Consider the following 18318-nt stretch of genomic DNA (forward strand, 5'->3'; position numbering starts at 1 on the left):
ACAAATCGTTCAAAACATTATTTAAAATGCCATTTAATCTTCGTTTGCAAGTATCGCAAAAAGTTACTAGTTGGTCAGCTGAAAGATGTTATGCGTTCTATCCTGTTACAGATTACCGCTAATTTAGATTTTGAAATTGAAGTGTTTGAATCAGATTTAGACCACATACACTTTCTAATTCGTTATGTTCCACGTCTATCTATTACTTCTACTGTTCGTAAGTTAAAGCACGAATCTACTTACCATATTTGGTATTCAGCTCATAAGTCTTTCTCATCTAAACATTTTTGGAAAGAACATACTTTCTGCTCAGATGGATACTTTGTTTGTTCTATTGGTGAAGCATCTCCTGAGACCATTCGTGGGTACATACTCAATCAGGGGTAGTCGCTTACATCCCACAGACTAAAGACCTCTGGGTTTTATGCTCTATTTTATAAAAACACAAGATAAACGGTGTTTTTCCGTTATCTTGTAAATAAATTTTTATAAATATGGTCTTGCCATTTCATCAGCCGCTGCAAGATTTTCAGCACGTTTACTGATGTCGGCTTTTTGCAATGCAGCTTTCAAATTTTCTTTGCTCAGATCTTGGCAATACGCGGGTCCGCCCGGTTGTTGTCTCCAAGATTCGGAAAGTAAACCTCCGTCAATCGCATCGAAACCAATTTCATCAATGAGTTTCATCACAGTTTGTTTTTGTTCTGTGTTGTCCCCGGCAACGGATAATGCAATTCGGTTGGCATCGCCGGAAGGAATTGCTTTTGAGGCTAAACTCGGAGCAACAATATTATTAAACGCTTTAATGATAGGATGGTCGATAACTTGTGCAACCCATTCACTGTCTGTCGCTCCGTTTAAAATCTCAGTAATTTCGCCATCACGGGATGGATAATAGTTCCCCGCATCTACTAAGATTGCGTTTGATGAAGCTAAAATAGTGATAGGCAAATTTACCATCGCCTTTTGCGGAATGGCAAGAATTACCAAATCTTTTGCATTCGCAGCTTGTTGGGCTGTTGCGGCTTTTGCACCGGTTGTTTCAGCGATGCTGGTCAATGTTTCCGGTCCTCGGGAGTTTGCGATAGCCACTTGATGACCTAATTTTGTTAAATATCCGGCAAGTGTACTTCCGATATTTCCTGAGCCAATTATTCCTATTTCCATAATATTTTTATTTTCTTAATTTAAACTCGTGGGTCAATTCCGTACTGCTCTGGTGCACCGATATTTTCCCTCAAAGTTTTGCCTTCGTAATCCTGATGAAAAAGTCCACGCTCTTGTAGAACGGGAATGACTTCATCCACGAAAGAATCGATTCCGTCTGCATTTATATCTGGAGAAATCCAAAATCCATCGGCAGCACCGGCCTCAAACCAAGCCTGCATATGGTCGGCTGCTTCTATTCCAGAACCAACAATTACAGGATGATAATCGATGACACCGTGAGCCAGAATATCGCGAAGACTCCAACCTTCTTTTGCAATTTTTAAAGCATTATCCGAACGCGGATCGTAGCGAGACGGACGGGCTGAATCCAACTGTGTTTTTGTAAGTGGTTCATCAATTTTAGATGGATTCAACGGAATGCCCAACATTTGTTGAAGGTAACTCAATCTTTGTACCAATGAATTCCCTGCTAACCGAATACGTCGGTCAAGTGCAGTGCGTCGGTCTTTTGCAATGGTTGTCATCAATCCTGGGATATATTTGATTTCATTAGGATTACGACCATAACTCTTTGCAGATTCCTTGAAAGCATTACGCTGTGCTTTTGCATCTTCAATCGTAAAAGCCGCGCCAATAACAACATTGGCAAAACGTCCCGCCAACACGTGTGCATTGGGACTTCCGCCTGCATGAAAAATGATGGGCTGTCCTTGTTCAGACGGCGGAATGTAAAGAGGACCGCGTGAACCCACATGTTTTCCTTGTAAATTTATGGGAAGAATTTCTGCTCTGTTGGCAAACTGGCCGGTTTCCTGATTGTGAATCCAGGCATCTTTTCCCCAACTTCCCCAAAGAGATTGTATAAGTTGAATGACCTCGTGAGCACGACTATAACGGTCTTCACTCGATGGAATTCTTTGGCCATAATTGGCGGCAACGTCTTCTCCGCTAGAAGTGATGGCGTTCCAACCGGCTCTCCCGTGACTCATTACATCCAAAGCTTTAAATTGTCTAGCCAGATTGAAAGGTTCATTAAAAGTGGTTGAACCTGTAGCGACCAAACCTATATGTTTAGTTTCTCTTGCCACTGCGGCAAGCGTCATCATCACATCGAGGTTAAAAGCCGGAGCTTCCGTTGCGATATCTGCTAACACAGCACCGGGACCATCGGGCAAAAATATAAATTGAAATTTCCCACGTTCTGCAGCCTGAGCTTGTTTTACACGGGCATCAAAACTCGTGTAGCTCTTAGGGTCAACTCCCGGCATACGCCACGCCCCGAGTTGAGAACCGTATCCGTTTCCAAGATGGAGACCGAGAAGCATTTTTGCATCATGTTTCATAATTTTCAAGTTTGATGAAATTAGTCTACAAAATTAATTAAAAAATGCTTTACTTTGTATAGTAGTTTCCAAAAGGAAAGTAATTTTTCAAATAAATATAATTTATATGGCTGGCAAAAAAACTTATTTATCGTGCTTAGAGAGCGTAAAACCAGTTCGTGATGCTTTAGATGTCATTAATGGAAAATGGAAATTGCCGATTATTATTTCTGTGGGTGTAGGTAATGAACGTTTCACCGATATCCAAGAGAGTATTCCTGGCATAACACCAAAAGCGTTGGCAAAGGATTTGAAAGAGTTGGAACAGCACAAACTGATTGAGCGAATTATTACAAATGATTATCCTGTAAAAATCACTTACAAATGGACGTCTTATGCCAATACTTTAACACCAATAATTGATGCGTTGAAAGAGTGGGGAATTAAACATCGGGAAGAGATTTTTAAGAAATGATTAGCCACCATAACTATATTTAAATAGTGTAGGATAATTATTTTCCTGTCTCATTCGTCGCTTGGATAAGTAAAATTTCCTTCGGATGTTGGTGATTTTTCTTTGCTAATTGCGGTATTTTAGGTTAAAAATTCACTTATGGATTCGGACATCAATTCGGGTTGTTCTTCTTGCGGGAAATGACCGCTTGTTTCTAGTTTAAGTAGGGTCGAATTGTGAAAACCCGAAACAAATTTGTCTAAATAATGTGGCTTAATAATTGGATCCTTCATCCCCCAAATGAACAATGTTGGCTTAGCCGAAATAGCCCGTTTTTTGTTCCAAAGTTCTTCAAACCAAGCTTGGTCGTTCACTAGCGAGTGGGCAAATGCCAGGGTCCCGTTTCGCTGTGTTCTGCTGGCAAACGGTCTTGTATACTGTTTTAAGAGTTGCTTTGAAATTTTATGGTCACCGAATGATTTTGGTAAGAGGTATTTGGCTGACAGATTAAATTGGCGGTATAAAAAAGGTAGAATTGGATTTTTTAGAAATTTACTCAATTTGATAAACTCAGGTTCGTTTTGAGTACTCCAAAGCCAAGAATTGAGAATGACTATTTTTTTTACTTTTTCAGGGTAATTAATGGCGAAATTTAACCCAATTGGTGTACCAAAATCGTGAAGCACTAAGGTGATGTTTTGTAATTTTTTTTCAAGAATAAATTTTTCAAGGGTTTTGCTGTGGTTTTGGGTCGAATAATCATAATGTTCAGGCTTCTGGGAAAGGCCAAAACCAATATGGTCAATCGCTATACAACGAAAGTTCGCTTTTAATGCTTTGATGACTTTGCGAAAATCGAAACTCCAAGAAGGTGTTCCGTGAACAAACAATATTGTTTCTCCCTGTCCCTGATCAATGTAATGAAGTTTATACCCATTGATAGGAAAGTAATTTGAACGAAACGGATATTCTGATGTATCAAGCCAACGTATTGCCATATTGTTTTTATTGTAAAGTTCATAAACTCATCGCAAACAAATCTTGGTCTATACCAACTTAGAATTGTATATTATTGTAAAGCTTGCTGAAGTTCGTAGCATCAATGCCTAAATAAGAGGCGATATATTTGTGCGAAACAAGCTGAAGTAAATGCGGACTTCGCTGACAAAAACTTTTGTAACGTTCTTCAATTGTCATACTGTGCAGTTCAATATGCCGGTTTATCATACCTGCCAAAACAAATTCGGTCATTCGTCTGAACAATCGTTCCAATTGGTGGGATTGTTCAAACAATTGAATAAGGTCATGGTAGGAAATGTAGTCTAATTCACTCTCCGTTAGGCAGCTTAAGGTGTATTTTGAGGGTGTCTGAAACGAAAATGATTCAGGAATTGCACACACATTCGGGAAGTAAGTAAATGCAATAACGTGCGTTTTTTCTTCAGTCTCAAAATAAGACATTTGTACGCCACTTTTTACCAAGTAAAGTTCTTTCTGAATTTGTCCAACAGCGGTAATGATTTCCCCCTTTTTGAATTTTTTCGTTTTTAGGTTTTTGCTCAATAATTCAAAGTCGGCTTTACTGATCTGGTGAAAAAGTTTAAAATAGTCGTATCTCTCCATAACACGTTGTCAAATGCGGGATGTATTGCCTGCAGGATTTTTTGCCTAATGCCAGCCTATTCTTTATCTGGTTTACATATCAAGCCATTGGAATTTAAATATAAGCGATTCAAGTGTATAAACAAATTCGAGAAGATGAATATTCATAGGGATAAATTTTTCAGTATCTGAATCTTTTTTCCGTTATAGGATAATCGTTTATAACGCTTTACGTTTGTAACGTACTAATTTAAAAAATATGTCAGTAAATAAATTGAAAGTTTCTGTTATTGGCTTAGGCAATATGGGAAGTGCATTGGCGAGCGCTTTTGTTCAAAGTCAGCAAGTAGAGACTACGGTATGGAATCGAGATGTTTTGAAATCTTCTATTTTTAAAACACAGTCGGCAGTTGTCGCTGAGAATATCAAACAAGCGATTGATTTAAGCGCTATTCTGGTTGTCTGCGTTTCTGACAACCAAGCTGTAAGAAGTATCTTTGATTCTCCTGAGCTCATATCAGCGCTAAAGGACAAGATTATCGTGCAATTAAGTACGGGAACACCAAAAGATGCCGTTGAATCCTCGAAATGGTTTGGTAATAATGGTGCTCACTATATAGATGGTAGAATATTTGCCTGGACAAACCAAATAGGAAAGCCCGAGGCGACCATTGTGGTGAGTGGTAAACAGATGGTTTTTAAAAGAACGGAGCCGGTACTTAAGGTACTTGCTGGGAATTTAGTTTATCTTGGAGAAGAGGTAAATAAGCCTGCTGCATTATTCTCAGGCCTGCTTTCTTACCTGGCAGGACATTGGATTGGGCTGAGCTATGGGGCGCTTATTTGCGAGAAGGAAGGTGTAGATGTCATTTCTTTTGGGTCAATGCTATCGGATATGGCACCATTTTTTGGCGAGGAAAGTAAATATCTAACAGAAGTAATTGCGCAGGATAACTTTTCAAATCCTCAAAGTACTATTTATACTGCTGGTCAGGATATCGAGCGCTTACTAAGACAAGCGCATGAGTCTGGTATTGATGATGCATTCCCAAAATTCGCCTCCTCGATATTTAAAAAGACTGTCGATGCAGGATATGGACATGAGGAACATTCAGCTCTTATAAAAGTTATGCGCTAAGCCAATCAGGGGGTCAGAACATCATCTCTGTGATCTTCTCCCCATTGTTCCATAACATCCATAACAGGGAAAAGAGATTTACCAAGTTCTGTAATATGGTATTCCACACGCAGAGGAATTTCAGCAAATATAGTTTTAGAAATAATTCCATTCATTTCGAGCTCTTTCAACTGCATGCTTATCACCCTTGGGCTAACTTCAGCCATCTCCTTTTGTAATTCGCTCGGACGTTTTATTCCTTGTCTTAGACAAGTCAATATCCAGGCCTTCCATTTCCCGCCAATTATTTTAATCGAAATGCTTAGTCCGCAATCTAGGCGTTCTGTAATCTTTCTTTCGTACATAAGGAGTAAATTAAACAGAATCAGTAAAAAAATCAACAACTAAACTATTAATTGCCTTCATCTCATAAATAATATTATCCATCTTACCCTTCTTTTTGTTGTGTATCACCAGTAATTATAGCATAATGGATATTTTTTTATCCTATTCATTAAGTCCTTCCAGATAGATTTTTTCTAGTTCAGAATGTCTGGCCCAAAAGCTGTCCAAGATATGCTCATCAAGTCTTGCGATCAATGTGTCCAGGTGGGCGTGCCAACCGCTCAACACACTGATGGTCGTTTCTTTATCCTGACTCAGCTTGCGGTGTGTAAGAGTCAGTAATACTTTCCCAGGGATTTCACTTTGTGCTAGTTTAATCGTAACCTCTGAACTGTTTCCCCAAGTGAAAGAAAGTAGATGGGGTGGGGCATAGCGTAACACTTTACCTTGTAAGGTATGGCCATGTTCCATTTTTTTATATTTCTCAGGAACTGCCCGATACACATCACCGAGTTCTGAATGCTGGAATTGAAGGGTCACTGAGCCCCCCTCGAATAACTGTATTTCTCCTTTTGCCAGCCATTTGCCACGTTTTTCCGAATCTGTCAGGTAGAGCCAAACCTTGTCAATTGGACCATTCAAAAGCCGTTCAAATAGCAGCTCTCCGGGTGCTGTAATTTTGCCGTATTTATTCATGTTGCTTCATTAATTGTCAAATAGATCGTGTTCGCTAAGAAGCACGAACGGGTTATCGTTGCCCATTAATCGTTAGGGGCGGTCGTTCTCTAAACATTACCGTCCACTGAGTCCACTAGGGAATTTATCGGCAATCAAATTTAATTCGACACCGTGTTCCAGATACGCTTTCAATCCATCAAGTACTGTTGTAAATCCTCCGGTTGAATCCTTTATTTCATCAAGAAGTGCCTCTCCTTGAGAATGAAGTCCGTATTGCCTAATCTCTACATAGGTTGAGTTTGCATCCATAACCTTAAACTCAAAATCCACACGGGTTGCTGGTTCATTCCAGTCTATCGATATTTTTTCATTCTCCAGAATCTCGATAACTTTTACCGGGGTTGACACGTTATACATTTCCCATTCCCATGTTACTTTTTTGCCCTTATCGAGTCTGCCACTACCTTTTGTAAACCAAAAATGTTTTGTGATTTCAGGATCCATGAATGCCTCAAACACGGTCTTTGCAGGTCTGCGGATGAGCATCTGTGCTTCTACATAAGCTTTGTCTTTTGTCTTTTTCATCATGTGTTGTTTTGATCGTTTGTTAACAAATATTCAAGTGCATCGAGTTTATCGTTCCAGAATTTCTGATACTGATTGATCCACTCGGAAGCCTCTCGCAGAGGGGTCAGGTTCGCCTTGCAATAATGTTCCCTTCCTTGTTTTTCAATTTTAACTAGGCCGCATTCTGTTAGGATGCGCATGTGTTTGGATATGGCTGGTCTACTGATCGCGAAATTCTCTCCGATGGATTTCATGTTTAGTTGCTCTTTGGCAATCATTTGAATGATCGCTCTTCGTGTCGGATCAGCTATAGCCTGAAATACATCTCTTCGGGTTTCCATTTATTTTTGCTTTATATGTAACCAAATGGTTACTCAAATATAAGGTAAAATAGGGTTACTAAAAATTATTTTTTTTTTTTGAGAAATCCTCATCGTAACTTTAAAAATGGGTCTCATATCAAATTATGATAGGTTGTGACATACATTGGAAATGTATCGTAGGTATTTTGCAGTCCTTATGAACTCTTGTTTTAAAAAATAATGTTCTATAATCCTTATCTTTAGAGATGCGTTCTGAGAAATGATATTCACTGAATTTAAACCACATAACCAATTGGCTTCCTTCATAGATGCGTATTGGGATATCACCTGTGATGAAGGCGTTCCTTCTGTTAATAAAGTGTTGCCAGATGGTTGTGTTGATATTATTATCAATTTGGCAGAGGACTTTCATAACGACCATGAAAACCTTGTCTTGAAAAGTGAAACAGCGTACTTGGGTGGTGCTATCACACAGTTTAATGAAGCCGAAACCTTACGTGAAATGCATTTAGTTGGTGTTCGTTTTAAACCCGCTGCATTTTCTCATTTCTATCCCTTCTCATCCTTGCATGAGGTGACAAATAAAGTGGTTGAACTTTCACATACGCTCATCCCAAAGATTAGCACCTTCAGTAATGATATTGCAGAGGCGTTCGACTCCTTCTATTATGGTAAGCTGATTCAACCAAAGCATTTCTTATTACCTGTTGTTGAAACTGTGAATTGGCATGGCGGTCGAATTACTGTAAATGAGTTAGCGCGGCGGCATTTTACAACTATACGGCAGTTAGAAAGAAATTTCAAGGATTACATTGGCTTAAGCCCAAAAGAGTTTATAAATATTATCCGATTCAAATTTGCGCAAGAACTTATTCTAAAAAATCGCTCCAAAAGAAACCTTGCTGAGATTGCTTTTGAAAGCGGGTACTACGATCAGGCACATTTAAGCAACGAAATAAAAAAATATGCAGGGGTGGTTCCTACAAGTCTCTAAACACTTTTCTCTCTAAATTTGCAGTTTTTTGGTGCTTGTAGTTTTTCATTAATTATTTGTGGCTGTTGGTTATCTGCGAAACATCAGCTGTTTTTTAAAGTTGTCCGTGATGAACTTTGTCGCATTATTCCAAAGGATACACTTGTGGCTTGCGTATCTTTGTTGTAAACCGGAAGGAAAAGCCCTGGAAAAACTATAGTTTTTCATTAAGTGATCAATGTTTTTACAACACGTACAATTTGTTTTGTTATGAAATTAACACCCAAGATCAAAATCAGCCAACAGGAGCATCTTCAGCAACATTTTAGAGTACATGCTTTACTTGGTGATTTTAAGTTGGAAGATGTCTGGGAATTTCCCATCGTCTTAAATTCGAATCAAAGCCTGAGTGAGTTTGTAGAGCTATTCCATAAGTCGATGGATAAAATGACTAGAAAAGGAATTGCTGGTTTTTTATTCAGGTTCCGACTCTCGCTAGGTAAATGGTTGAATATAGATGCGAATAAACACTTCACTAATGAACTGATTCCGGGGAGTATACGGTATCGTTACGCCCACCAAGAAGGATTGCGTGTTGCGGATTTACCTCCACTGAGTAAAGAAAATCTTGCCTTTGCCGGCGTGTATAATTTGGAAAATGAACAGCTTTCTGAAATTACGAATAAAACAGTTCATGGAGCATTGCATTTTAGTCGGGTTTCCTTTGGGAAGTCAATTTGGGGTGTACGCATGGCTGTATATGTAAAACCAAAAGGAGCCTTAGGAGAGCTGTATATGGGGCTGATTAAGCCATTCAGGTTGTGGATTGTTTATCCTGCGCTTATGAGAGTTGCCAAGGATGAATGGGAGTCCTTTTCCAAACAGACTCTTTAGTTTAACAAAATGCGCAAATATGGTGAACATGTTAATTCAAAAATTAAGAGCAAATCCAAAGAAGGTGTTTTTGATAGACAGTATAGGTGCCTTACTTACCGGAACACTCTTGATCGGGATTTTGGTTCCATTTAATCAGGAATTTGGTATGCCTGAGAATGCATTATATTTCTTGTCTGCCGTTGCATACCTGTACTCAATTTATTCATTTTGCTGCTCGGTTATCAACAGCGAGAAAGAACCAGTTTTGCTAAAAGTTTTATCTATTGCAAACTGTGCTTACTGTGTCTTGACAATAATTTTTCTATTTAGTTTCAGCAAAAACCTTACGTTCTTTGGATTCCTCTATTTTATAGTGGAAATCATCCTTATTCTCCACTTGGTTTGGCTTGAAATTTTGGTGCTCAAGAAATTATTACAAATCGACCCCCGACTAAAATCCTAATCAACCCACCTCCGATAGGTTTAATTTCTTGTTTTTTTATTTTGTCGCATTTTTCCAAACGCTATGGTTTTAGCTTAAGTAGCTTTGGGTATATATTCAATGAGGACAAAACTATTTGATATGGCAAGAATTAGCGTAATTTTCGGGTCAACGACTTTGTTGTTTTTTGGGTTGTTGCATCTATACGGCACTTTTTTTTCAACAGATCTTCATCCTGCTGATTTAGATTTAATAACGCAACTCAAATCATCCAGCATTCAAATGGATGAATCTGGGAATCTCTGGAAATTATGGATCGGTTTTAATGCCATGTTTAGTGTGGGTCTTATTTTTATAGGTTGTATACTTTTTTATTTAGCCTTTAAGAAATTTCAACTTTTAACCCATCTTCATTTTATCTTGCTGGTAACCATTGCCTCGAATGCATTTTTTGTTTGGGTAGGGCATCAATACATGATCGCAGATTTCGCCATAAGTATGGTTATACCATTGGTGTTATTTGGTATAGGATTTATTTTAATTCAATTGAAAATGTACAAAGTAAATCCAGAGAACGGATAACAGCGTGATGAGCGGGTGTTGTTCACGTTCATTGAAGAAAAACATCAACTACAATATGGATTAAGTATTAAGTATTTTTAAGAGGGCAAAATAAACAATGAGAGATCAAATCACAATAAGGCTGGCGGTTGCTAAGGACGCAGAAAGTCTCAGCCAAATGATTTGCGAAAATGCAGAGACGATTTTGCTTGCTCACTATACTGAAAAGCAATGGGCTGTTTTTTTGCAGCATTATTCTATTGAGCAAATGAGAATAAAAATCAAAGAACAAGTTGTCTTTTTAGCCGAATTCAAAGGAAATATTGTGGGTACAATTGCTCTAGATAACGATTTTGTTGTGGGTTTTTATACCAGAGTTGATTCTTTAAATCACGGGATAGGGACGCTATTAATGCAACATCTTGAAAAGTTTGCTTTGGATAAGGACTTAAATCAAATTCAATTGGCAGCCTCTGTAACAGGTCTGTCGTTTTATTACAAGAATGGGTGGGAGAGGATAAAGGACATAACGGTCGAACATTATGGCGTTGGTTTTAAAGAAACATGGATGATCAAACGAATACAAAAGGAGTAACCCAAGCGATTTCAAAAATGCATCCTAATAAACCTTGCACCTTGTTGTGCGCAGTTCTATTCCTAAGAGATTAATTTTTAAAAATAAACCAGTATGAAGAAAGCCATTATAGTAGTGTTTGATGATTTTACGGATATATATGTGTTTTTACCTTGGGATTTATTGAACAGAGTAAAATTAAGTGAAAATGGATTCCAAGTAAAAATAGTAGGCACCAAAAACATGCATACCTCTGTATGTGGATTAAATTTGACTACCCATGGGTATATTGAAGAATGCAATGATGCCGACCTCGTGTTTTTTGCTAGTGGGCCGGGGACAAGACAGGTCATCAAAGACCGTTCATACTTGGAACGTTTTGAGCTAAAACCGAACAAACAAATTATTTGTTCCATGTGTTCAGGTGCGCTTATTATTGCGGCTCTGGGGCATTTAAAAGGGCTTTCAGCAACCACTTATCCAACGGCATTTGATACATTAAGGGACTATCAGGTAGAGGTTATAGAGAATAGCCATTTAGTAACTCACGGAAATATCGGAACAGCTGCTGGTTGTTTGGCAGGCGCTGAATTGACGGGATGGGCAATAGAAAAATTGTACAGCAAGAAAATAAGACAGGACGTTATTTCCTCTATTTTGCCAAATGGACAAGACGAAATTTGAACTTTCCGTAGGGTATGCTAACAGATAAAAGCAACGGCGTACGATCAAGCCTAAGTTGACTTCCTAAATGCATTTTGAACAGGACAAATTCCAATTTTGATTTCAAGGTAGCCTGGAGCAATATTATTTTTTTTCTCTTATAAAAACGCCAGCTACATCAAAATATAGTTTAGAATCGCTGGTTAATTCCAGTTCATAACCAGCATCGCTTCGGTCGATACTTTGTATACCCGTGCCCGAATATGTGTTTTGTAGGAAGGCGCGAATTTTATCCGGGAGCACGCTGGTAGGGAGTTGCTGCGGTTCTTCGGTACTAATTTCAATCCAATTTCCTGACTTTCCAAAATCAATTTCCGTCTCATCCTTCAACCTCGCTTGGTAAAAAGCTCCTTGGGGTGTTGGAGATTTTTTTTCTTTCACCTGCAGTAAAGCCGTCTTTGGGAAATGTTTTTCTATAAAAACGATGGCGCTATCTGGAAGAGATACCTCCGCGTTAATTTGTTTCAGGGTATCCTGCCGGGTTTGGTTATTGTTTTCCTTGCTGGCATTGGAACAACCTAGCAACAGAAAAAATAGGATCAACATATAAACTAACCTGTTCATCTTTAGTCGTTTTGAGTGTAGTGAGAATAACACCAAAATTCCAGAAAGGTTTTCTATAGTGTAGTCGTGTCCAAAACTATTTCTGAAACATATGGGTGAATTTTCGCGATCTAAACTTACTGGGAAAACCGGATGTAAACCAAGATCAACAATCAGGGTATACTACAGATTTAGTAGAGCATGTGGTTATTTGCTCTGGCACGACTTATCCAGGCCAACAACAGACTAAGCGAAGTAAAAGCGATACCAATCCCTAGTACATACAGACTGACTCCAGGTATACCTGAGGTTCTATCCGGATCAAGAAAAGGATAGGGATACCAAGCTGTAAACCAAGCGCGAATAAAAGTATAAATCGTCCATAGTACAGGAAAGATTAACCAGACTAAAGATTCTCTGGAAGAAACCGGCAGCCGGGATGGCCATAGCAACCACCAAACCGTGATGAATAATGGGCCTAATTCATGAAGAATAAAATTGTTCCAATTAAATTCATTGGGATTTGGATTTACTTCCGCATTCTGCAATAGCAGCGCAGAAACAATTCCAGTTATCATCATATAGAGTACCGCTGCACCTCGAAGATACCTGAACCAAGCGGCCATTTTTTGTTTTCTTATGAGCGCCCAAGCAGCAATAAGATAGGTGCCGCTCGCGATAAAATTACTTTGTACAGTAAAATAGCTGAACCTGTTCCATCCATAGCCGTGGGCGTTTGGATCAATATTCCAAGCATTCCAAGGTGAAATAGCCGCAACGGTGATCACGGCCATGCTGATCAAGACGATAGCATTGATCCATTTTATGTTTTGAGGTAACTCCGTCCTTTTCATCGGTTTTCTGGAAATTTAAAACGTAAGCAATAGTTCTTCTGTATACAAGTAAGGTACTGTCCTGTGCGCCTGAAACTTTTTTGTAGAGGAAATATACAAAAAACGCTCAACTTGTTTGCTGGTTTATTTTTTAATTCGTTGAATTTCCAGTTACCTAATTTTAAATTAATGTTGTTAGAATAATTGTTGGTTTTTCCTGCAGTTTGTTTGTAGCCAGTTCTCCAAAAGCCTTAATGTAGGGCTGTTCATTATGGGCGGCCAGACCTTCTTTGCTTTTCCATATTTCATAGAACGTAAACACGTTTGAATCCTGCAAACCTTGGTGGAGGTTGTAGCGTTCACAGGCGTCTTCCTTTTTGCTTTGATGCACCATGTTCTTCGCTATGGAGGCAACTTCATCACGGTGTTCTTCTTTGGCCGTAATAATGGCTGTTACGTAAATTTTCATTGGCTTATGGTTTATTTTAATCGATTGGTGTGTGCTCGCTTTGGATGCTCACAGTTTTTAACTGTGAACCAAATAGAGTTTCCAGGTGCGCGGTATATTCTTTCATATCTCTTTTCAAATCCGCGTTTTTTTCTACGTCGTGAAAGTGAAAACTGTCCATTTTTTCAAGGCTGGCAAAGGCATTCATCCGGTGAAAGCCAAACAATGGACCTTGGTCGATACTCGTTTCGTTAAAAAACTCTCCGGGTAGCGTAAAGGCCGCCTTTGGTGCATTCCAGCTACTTGTTACCATGTATTTTCTACCGTGTAACATACCACCTGTACCGTAATTTATATCAGGGTTTCTCGAGGAACGGCCATCACTGTGATAAATTCCCGTTTTGTGTCCTGCTGTAAAGACTTCATCTATATATTTTTTAAATCCATTGGGAAGCTGGAACCACCACATCGGGGTATGGTAGATAATGTAATCTGCCCAGATGAATTTCTTTACCTCTTCTTGGCTATCGTATCCTTCTTGTATAGTGGTCAATTTCACTTCAATCTGCTCAAACTTTTTAAAAAAGGCTGCGGTATGTTCTGTAACTGTTTGATTAAATCTTCCTGAGGAATGGGCAAATTTCTGACCTGCATTGATGATAAGTACATGTTTCATGTTGTTGTCTTTTATTATACGACAAAAGTAAGGGAGCTCATTCTATTATTAAAATAACATAAATGATATCAAACTATTATTTTTATAATAGTAATATATATGCTTCCTTATTTAGCCTATTTGGAGATTTAACATGCTTAATATGGTTTTATAGCGTAAATCGACTTGATATTCATTATTAGTTTATTAATTGAATAGTATCTTTGTATTGTAATTTTAATAGCATGGTTAACTTAGAATGGTATCGTACCTTTAAAGCGATTTACAACACAGGGACCCTGACGGGTGCGGCAGGGACATTGTTTATCTCTCAGCCGGGGGTTAGTTTGCATTTAAGTTCATTGGAAACGTATGTTGGCTACAAGTTATTTGACCGAACTGGGCGTAAAATGATTCCGACTGAACGTGGAAAGGTGCTCTTTAATGCGCTATCTGAACCCCTGACAAAGCTTGAAGAGATTGAAAAGAATTTTCAGCAATCTACCCAGAAGCAAACACTTACCATTAGTGTGGGCATGTGCTTCGAAACTTTCCAGAATACTTTGGAGCAATACGTATCCACACTGCCTTTTAATTTGATTATTAGCTTTGGGGCGTATCCTGAAATGTTGGATCAATTGGATAAGGGTATTTTGGACCTTATCATCACGCCAAAAAAAGGAATCTCTCCCAATATTGAACACGAGCCTTTTTCTTCTGAGCGCATTGTATTGGTTGGGGGGAAGGATGTTGATCTGAATGCATTTAAAGAGATGCACAAGACAAAGAACAGAACACAACTCGAACTTTGGCTGAAACAACACAAGTGGTATGGAACCACAGGCGACATGGAGCACTTGTTTCAATTTTGGAATCTAAATTTTGGTAAAAAACCAGATTTCAGGCCAAATTATGTAGTCCCTAACCTGAATTCCATTGTACGCTGTTTGAGTGCAGGAGTTGGTTTGGCCGTTATCCCTGATTTTCTATGCCATGAGGAAATAGAAAACGGTGACATACAATTGATATGGCAGGGAGACAAGAAGCTAAAGAATACACTTTATTTTGGAACTCGAAAAAAGACCAGTCATCCTCAGGAAATAGAACACATTAAAGATTTATTCAAAAAAGTAATGAAGAGTGCCAGTGATGACTAGTTCTCATCAGAAATAAGAATTCACATTCGTATTGTTTAAATTTTATCGTAGATGAGATACTTGAACATACACACTTATTCTTCGAGATTTCCTTTCTTGATTATGCCAAAATAATCCATTGGAGATTCCTTTTATGAGGAAATATGGACATTGGCAGAATTGGATGTTCCTTTGCTAATATTTCGAAATACTTCATTTTTCCTTTGAGTTTTACATGCAACAGGGCTGGGGTTGAACGAATATAAGCATGGCCGATAAAAATATGTCAATAATTATATACTTTTATAATCCAAATTAATTATATTTATATTGTAATTAATTGCCTCTCTGAAGTTATGAAATTAGTGCTATAACTAGCCCTCGATGAAAAAATGTTTTGCTTATTTGTTACAATGCTATTGCTAGCTTTCCTAGCGAAGTATTCGCATATATTACCGATCAATTGACAAGGGGTATGATAGATTCCCACAACAAGGAATCTATTTTGTGAGACCACTGCAGGAGATAATCCTAAATTCAAGAAATTAATGAGAACTAACCTATACTACATTGAAAAACTTTAAACAAAATTTTAGCTTTTTTGCCATATGCTTGATTTTGATGGGTTGTATAAAAGATGCCCCTCTGAATCCTGAGGCAGATATTGAGTCTTTTGAGATAGATAAAAACCAGCTTACAGGCACTGTTTTTATCAATCAAGATAGCCGCACAATAACTTTGAACCTGACCAAAGAAGCATTTGCCTCTGGCATCAGTCCAAAACTAACACTTTCTGCAGGCGCTCAGGTTTCTCCTTCTTCAGGCACCAAGATCACCTTTGGAGAGAAAGATATCATCTACCAGGTCACCTCTGCCTCGGGTGAGAACCAAAAGAATTATACGGTGAAAATTGTGACTGTCGGGACCTGGGACTTTGCTTTTGAGAATTGGAGTAAGGATCCCAAAAATGGGTATGAATACCCGATTGAGCAAAATGAAATCGAATTATGGTCATCCGGCAATCCAGGAGTTGCCCTTTCAGGAGTGCAAGCAAGACCAGATGCATTTCCTACAAGGTCTACCAAGGATGGACTACAAGGTAGCCTGGCCGCAGAGATGGTAACATTGAAAGGAACCCCTTTATCCGAAATATTTGGGATAAGGCTTTTCCCTGGTTCCCTATTTTTGGGAGCTTTTAATTCTTCTGTGGCTTTGGTAAATCCACTTGCAGCGACCGAATTCGGGCAGCCTTATGTTGGATTGCCATTAAGCTTTACGGGCTCTTATAAATATTCTCCAGGGGCTAAGTTTATAGACAAAGATGGAAATGTACTTGCGGGGGTTAAGGACAAGTGTTCTATGTTTGCGGTTTTATATAATGGTCCCGATAGGCTGAACGCAATGAATATTCTAAGCTCGGATAAAATAATAGCTACTGCCATTTTAACGGATGGAAGTGAGGTTAAAAATTTTAAGGAGTTTTCTATTCCATTTGTCTATAATCCAGCCGTTAAGCCAGGTAAAAACCTGATGATGGCTATTGTTTTATCTTCGAGTGAACAAGGTGGGCTATATAGGGGAGCTATAGGCTCAAGATTAGTTGTAGACAATTTAAGCATCGTACCAAAATTATGAGACACATTATAATGCAATTGATGGTCTGTTTGATTTCCATATCTTATGTGACCATTTCTTACGCACAGCAGGGCAAAAGAAGTTCCAATACGGCTGATCTGGAACACCAGATTACAGTAGGATTGAATATTGGGGCTGCCGCACCGCTGCCATTTCCAAACACAATCCGTAAAATAGAAAGTTATTCACCTGGTTTTAATCCCTCAATTGGATACGAAATTCGATATAAAGTCTCCCCGAATTGGGCTGTAGGCTCGGGCATTCAGTTCGAGAGAAAAGGGATGAAGGTTGTGGATAGTGTTCAATATTTTCACACGATTATTACCATGGATAATGGTGGCGAAAAAAGTGACTTTGAAGGTGATTTTACAGGGATGAACCAGACAGAGGCGAACGGAGCGTATCTTAGCTTGCCCTTGTATGTAGAATATGATTTCTCGAAATGGAAGTTAAGAGCAGGGACCTACCTCTCTTACTTACTTGCCGGAAGATTTGAAGGGAAAGTATACGATGGATACATCCGCAAAGGGGACTCTCTAGGACAGAAGGTCATTGTCGAAAATGCGACATTTGATTTTGCCGATAAACTCAAAAACTGGGATGTTGGTATCACGCTAGGTGGGGCGCGTAAAATAGGAGAGAAATGGGAAGTACGTGCTCATGGTAATTTCGGGCTGGAACCCATCTTTCCAGAGTCATTTCAAGGTGTGGGCTATACATTAAATCAATTGTTTGTCAATTTTGGCGCTTCCTATAGCCTATAACCATACACTACCTTTTTTTTACCGGCATTTAGAGTGAAAAAAAGTGTACAAAAAAAACCTGCGACCCTAGTATGTAAAAACAATGCAATACCATTGCATTGTTTTTTTACTAACTTTACCAAAGAATATGAAAGTCATTTCTTCCATACTGGCGCTCTACATGATGGTATTGTTTATAATACCCTGTGATGATACGTATGAAAAAGACGTGGTTCTTCCCGCTGGGCAAACGCAAGAAACAACACATCAAGAAAGCCATGATCATTCCAAGCAGATGGATTTATGCTCTCCGTTTTGTTTATGCGGTTGTTGCGGAATGGTTTTTTCAGTAGTCCTTCACTGGAACGTATTCAACTTTGGTAAGATAAAGACCTTTGATTTGTCTAAACCCCAAATGTATTATGCATTTGATTTTATCCCCCACTACTTTGCTGAAATATGGCAGCCTCCTCAGATTAATGCTTAATTTTTAATGTATTTAATGACTAGCGTTTATTGTGAAAAACAGTAGCGCTGAAGGCTCTGGATTATACGTCATTGTATTTTCTGGTCCCTATTCATTCTGATTTTATCATTA

At 38.7% G+C, this 18318-nt stretch carries 25 protein-coding genes; 13 read left to right on the forward strand and 12 right to left on the reverse strand.

The genetic code is table 11. The features are described 5' to 3' along the window. On the forward strand, nucleotides 1-387 hold a 387-nt coding region (gene tnpA, locus AC6CHH_RS12590; protein ID WP_498283374.1), incomplete at its 5' end, for an IS200/IS605 family transposase. A gap of 99 nt (nucleotides 388-486) precedes the next feature. Here tnpA and AC6CHH_RS12595 read toward each other — a convergent pair. Next, nucleotides 487-1167: an NADPH-dependent F420 reductase gene (locus tag AC6CHH_RS12595; RefSeq protein ID WP_498283376.1), complete on the reverse strand. Its 681-nt coding sequence runs from the start codon at nucleotides 1165-1167 to the stop codon at nucleotides 487-489. A gap of 20 nt (nucleotides 1168-1187) precedes the next feature. Beyond that, nucleotides 1188-2495, reverse strand: coding sequence for an NtaA/DmoA family FMN-dependent monooxygenase (locus AC6CHH_RS12600; protein ID WP_498283378.1), 1308 nt, complete (start codon nucleotides 2493-2495; stop codon nucleotides 1188-1190). A 124-nt stretch (nucleotides 2496-2619) separates the two neighbouring features. Here AC6CHH_RS12600 and AC6CHH_RS12605 point away from each other — a divergent pair, with 124 nt between their 5' ends. Next, on the forward strand, nucleotides 2620-2967 hold the full coding sequence (locus AC6CHH_RS12605) for a winged helix-turn-helix transcriptional regulator (RefSeq protein ID WP_498283380.1): 348 nt from the start codon (nucleotides 2620-2622) through the stop codon (nucleotides 2965-2967). A gap of 119 nt (nucleotides 2968-3086) precedes the next feature. On the opposite strand, the gene AC6CHH_RS12610 is transcribed toward AC6CHH_RS12605, so the two are convergent. After that, on the reverse strand, nucleotides 3087-3944 hold the full coding sequence (locus AC6CHH_RS12610) for an alpha/beta fold hydrolase (protein WP_498283382.1): 858 nt from the start codon (nucleotides 3942-3944) through the stop codon (nucleotides 3087-3089). Between the two features lie 58 nt (nucleotides 3945-4002). After that, on the reverse strand, nucleotides 4003-4569 hold the full coding sequence (locus tag AC6CHH_RS12615) for a Crp/Fnr family transcriptional regulator (RefSeq protein WP_498283384.1): 567 nt from the start codon (nucleotides 4567-4569) through the stop codon (nucleotides 4003-4005). A gap of 238 nt (nucleotides 4570-4807) precedes the next feature. Here AC6CHH_RS12615 and AC6CHH_RS12620 point away from each other — a divergent pair, with 238 nt between their 5' ends. Next, nucleotides 4808-5686, forward strand: a complete 879-nt coding sequence (locus AC6CHH_RS12620) for an NAD(P)-dependent oxidoreductase (RefSeq protein WP_498283386.1) — start codon at nucleotides 4808-4810, stop codon at nucleotides 5684-5686. Nucleotides 5687-5691: 5 nt separating this feature from the next. Here the strand turns inward: AC6CHH_RS12620 and AC6CHH_RS12625 are convergent, their stop codons facing one another. The 4 genes from AC6CHH_RS12625 to AC6CHH_RS12640 all read right to left on the reverse strand — a co-directional run bounded on the left by AC6CHH_RS12625 (nucleotide 5692) and on the right by AC6CHH_RS12640 (nucleotide 7596). Beyond that, the gene (locus AC6CHH_RS12625; RefSeq protein WP_498283388.1) at nucleotides 5692-6030 is read right to left on the reverse strand and encodes a winged helix-turn-helix transcriptional regulator; all 339 of its coding nucleotides are present in this window, start codon (nucleotides 6028-6030) and stop codon (nucleotides 5692-5694) included. A 142-nt stretch (nucleotides 6031-6172) separates the two neighbouring features. Further along, nucleotides 6173-6706 carry an SRPBCC family protein gene (locus tag AC6CHH_RS12630; protein ID WP_498283390.1) on the reverse strand — a complete coding sequence of 178 codons (534 nt, stop codon included), beginning with the start codon at nucleotides 6704-6706 and terminating at the stop codon, nucleotides 6173-6175. Nucleotides 6707-6802: 96 nt separating this feature from the next. Next, entirely contained in the window at nucleotides 6803-7273 is a 471-nt protein-coding gene (locus tag AC6CHH_RS12635; protein WP_498283392.1) for an SRPBCC family protein, read from the reverse strand. Further along, nucleotides 7273-7596: an ArsR/SmtB family transcription factor gene (locus AC6CHH_RS12640; RefSeq protein WP_498283394.1), complete on the reverse strand. Its 324-nt coding sequence runs from the start codon at nucleotides 7594-7596 to the stop codon at nucleotides 7273-7275. The genes AC6CHH_RS12635 and AC6CHH_RS12640 overlap by 1 nt, the downstream gene beginning before the upstream one ends. A 241-nt stretch (nucleotides 7597-7837) precedes the next feature. On the opposite strand from AC6CHH_RS12640, the gene AC6CHH_RS12645 reads away from it, so the two are divergent. From AC6CHH_RS12645 to AC6CHH_RS12670, 6 genes are all read left to right on the forward strand, one after another. Continuing rightward, on the forward strand, nucleotides 7838-8572 hold the full coding sequence (locus AC6CHH_RS12645; protein WP_498283396.1) for a DUF6597 domain-containing transcriptional factor: 735 nt from the start codon (nucleotides 7838-7840) through the stop codon (nucleotides 8570-8572). Between the two features lie 249 nt (nucleotides 8573-8821). Next, complete coding sequence (locus AC6CHH_RS12650) at nucleotides 8822-9445, forward strand: DUF2867 domain-containing protein (RefSeq protein WP_498283398.1); 624 nt, start codon at nucleotides 8822-8824, stop codon at nucleotides 9443-9445. A 28-nt stretch (nucleotides 9446-9473) separates the two neighbouring features. Further along, complete coding sequence (locus AC6CHH_RS12655) at nucleotides 9474-9890, forward strand: hypothetical protein (protein WP_498283400.1); 417 nt, start codon at nucleotides 9474-9476, stop codon at nucleotides 9888-9890. A 120-nt stretch (nucleotides 9891-10010) separates the two neighbouring features. Then, on the forward strand, nucleotides 10011-10451 hold the full coding sequence (locus AC6CHH_RS12660) for an LIC_13387 family protein (RefSeq protein ID WP_498283402.1): 441 nt from the start codon (nucleotides 10011-10013) through the stop codon (nucleotides 10449-10451). A gap of 97 nt (nucleotides 10452-10548) precedes the next feature. Continuing rightward, complete coding sequence (locus AC6CHH_RS12665) at nucleotides 10549-11025, forward strand: GNAT family N-acetyltransferase (protein WP_498283404.1); 477 nt, start codon at nucleotides 10549-10551, stop codon at nucleotides 11023-11025. A 93-nt stretch (nucleotides 11026-11118) separates the two neighbouring features. After that, nucleotides 11119-11688, forward strand: coding sequence for a DJ-1/PfpI family protein (locus AC6CHH_RS12670; RefSeq protein WP_498283406.1), 570 nt, complete (start codon nucleotides 11119-11121; stop codon nucleotides 11686-11688). Between the two features lie 123 nt (nucleotides 11689-11811). On the opposite strand, the gene AC6CHH_RS12675 is transcribed toward AC6CHH_RS12670, so the two are convergent. The 4 genes from AC6CHH_RS12675 to AC6CHH_RS12690 all read right to left on the reverse strand — a co-directional run bounded on the left by AC6CHH_RS12675 (nucleotide 11812) and on the right by AC6CHH_RS12690 (nucleotide 14227). Next, complete coding sequence (locus AC6CHH_RS12675; RefSeq protein ID WP_498283408.1) at nucleotides 11812-12291, reverse strand: PepSY-like domain-containing protein; 480 nt, start codon at nucleotides 12289-12291, stop codon at nucleotides 11812-11814. 170 nt (nucleotides 12292-12461) lie between these two features. Then, nucleotides 12462-13124, reverse strand: coding sequence for a Pr6Pr family membrane protein (locus AC6CHH_RS12680; protein ID WP_498283410.1), 663 nt, complete (start codon nucleotides 13122-13124; stop codon nucleotides 12462-12464). Nucleotides 13125-13284: 160 nt separating this feature from the next. Next, nucleotides 13285-13572, reverse strand: a complete 288-nt coding sequence (locus AC6CHH_RS12685; RefSeq protein ID WP_498283412.1) for a putative quinol monooxygenase — start codon at nucleotides 13570-13572, stop codon at nucleotides 13285-13287. 16 nt (nucleotides 13573-13588) lie between these two features. Continuing rightward, nucleotides 13589-14227 carry an NAD(P)H-dependent oxidoreductase gene (locus tag AC6CHH_RS12690; RefSeq protein WP_498283414.1) on the reverse strand — a complete coding sequence of 213 codons (639 nt, stop codon included), beginning with the start codon at nucleotides 14225-14227 and terminating at the stop codon, nucleotides 13589-13591. Between the two features lie 224 nt (nucleotides 14228-14451). Here AC6CHH_RS12690 and AC6CHH_RS12695 point away from each other — a divergent pair, with 224 nt between their 5' ends. The 4 genes from AC6CHH_RS12695 to AC6CHH_RS12710 all read left to right on the forward strand — a co-directional run bounded on the left by AC6CHH_RS12695 (nucleotide 14452) and on the right by AC6CHH_RS12710 (nucleotide 18207). Next, nucleotides 14452-15363, forward strand: a complete 912-nt coding sequence (locus AC6CHH_RS12695) for a LysR family transcriptional regulator (RefSeq protein WP_498283416.1) — start codon at nucleotides 14452-14454, stop codon at nucleotides 15361-15363. 600 nt (nucleotides 15364-15963) lie between these two features. After that, a complete protein-coding gene (locus AC6CHH_RS12700) occupies nucleotides 15964-16977 on the forward strand; it encodes a PCMD domain-containing protein (protein WP_498283418.1) in 1014 nt (337 codons plus the stop codon). Continuing rightward, nucleotides 16974-17741: a porin family protein gene (locus tag AC6CHH_RS12705; protein WP_498283420.1), complete on the forward strand. Its 768-nt coding sequence runs from the start codon at nucleotides 16974-16976 to the stop codon at nucleotides 17739-17741. The genes AC6CHH_RS12700 and AC6CHH_RS12705 overlap by 4 nt, the downstream gene beginning before the upstream one ends. A gap of 82 nt (nucleotides 17742-17823) precedes the next feature. Next, on the forward strand, nucleotides 17824-18207 hold the full coding sequence (locus AC6CHH_RS12710) for a DUF6660 family protein (RefSeq protein WP_498283422.1): 384 nt from the start codon (nucleotides 17824-17826) through the stop codon (nucleotides 18205-18207). Nucleotides 18208-18318 lie beyond the last annotated feature (111 nt).

It is taken from the genome of Sphingobacterium sp. GQ94 (assembly GCF_059758715.1).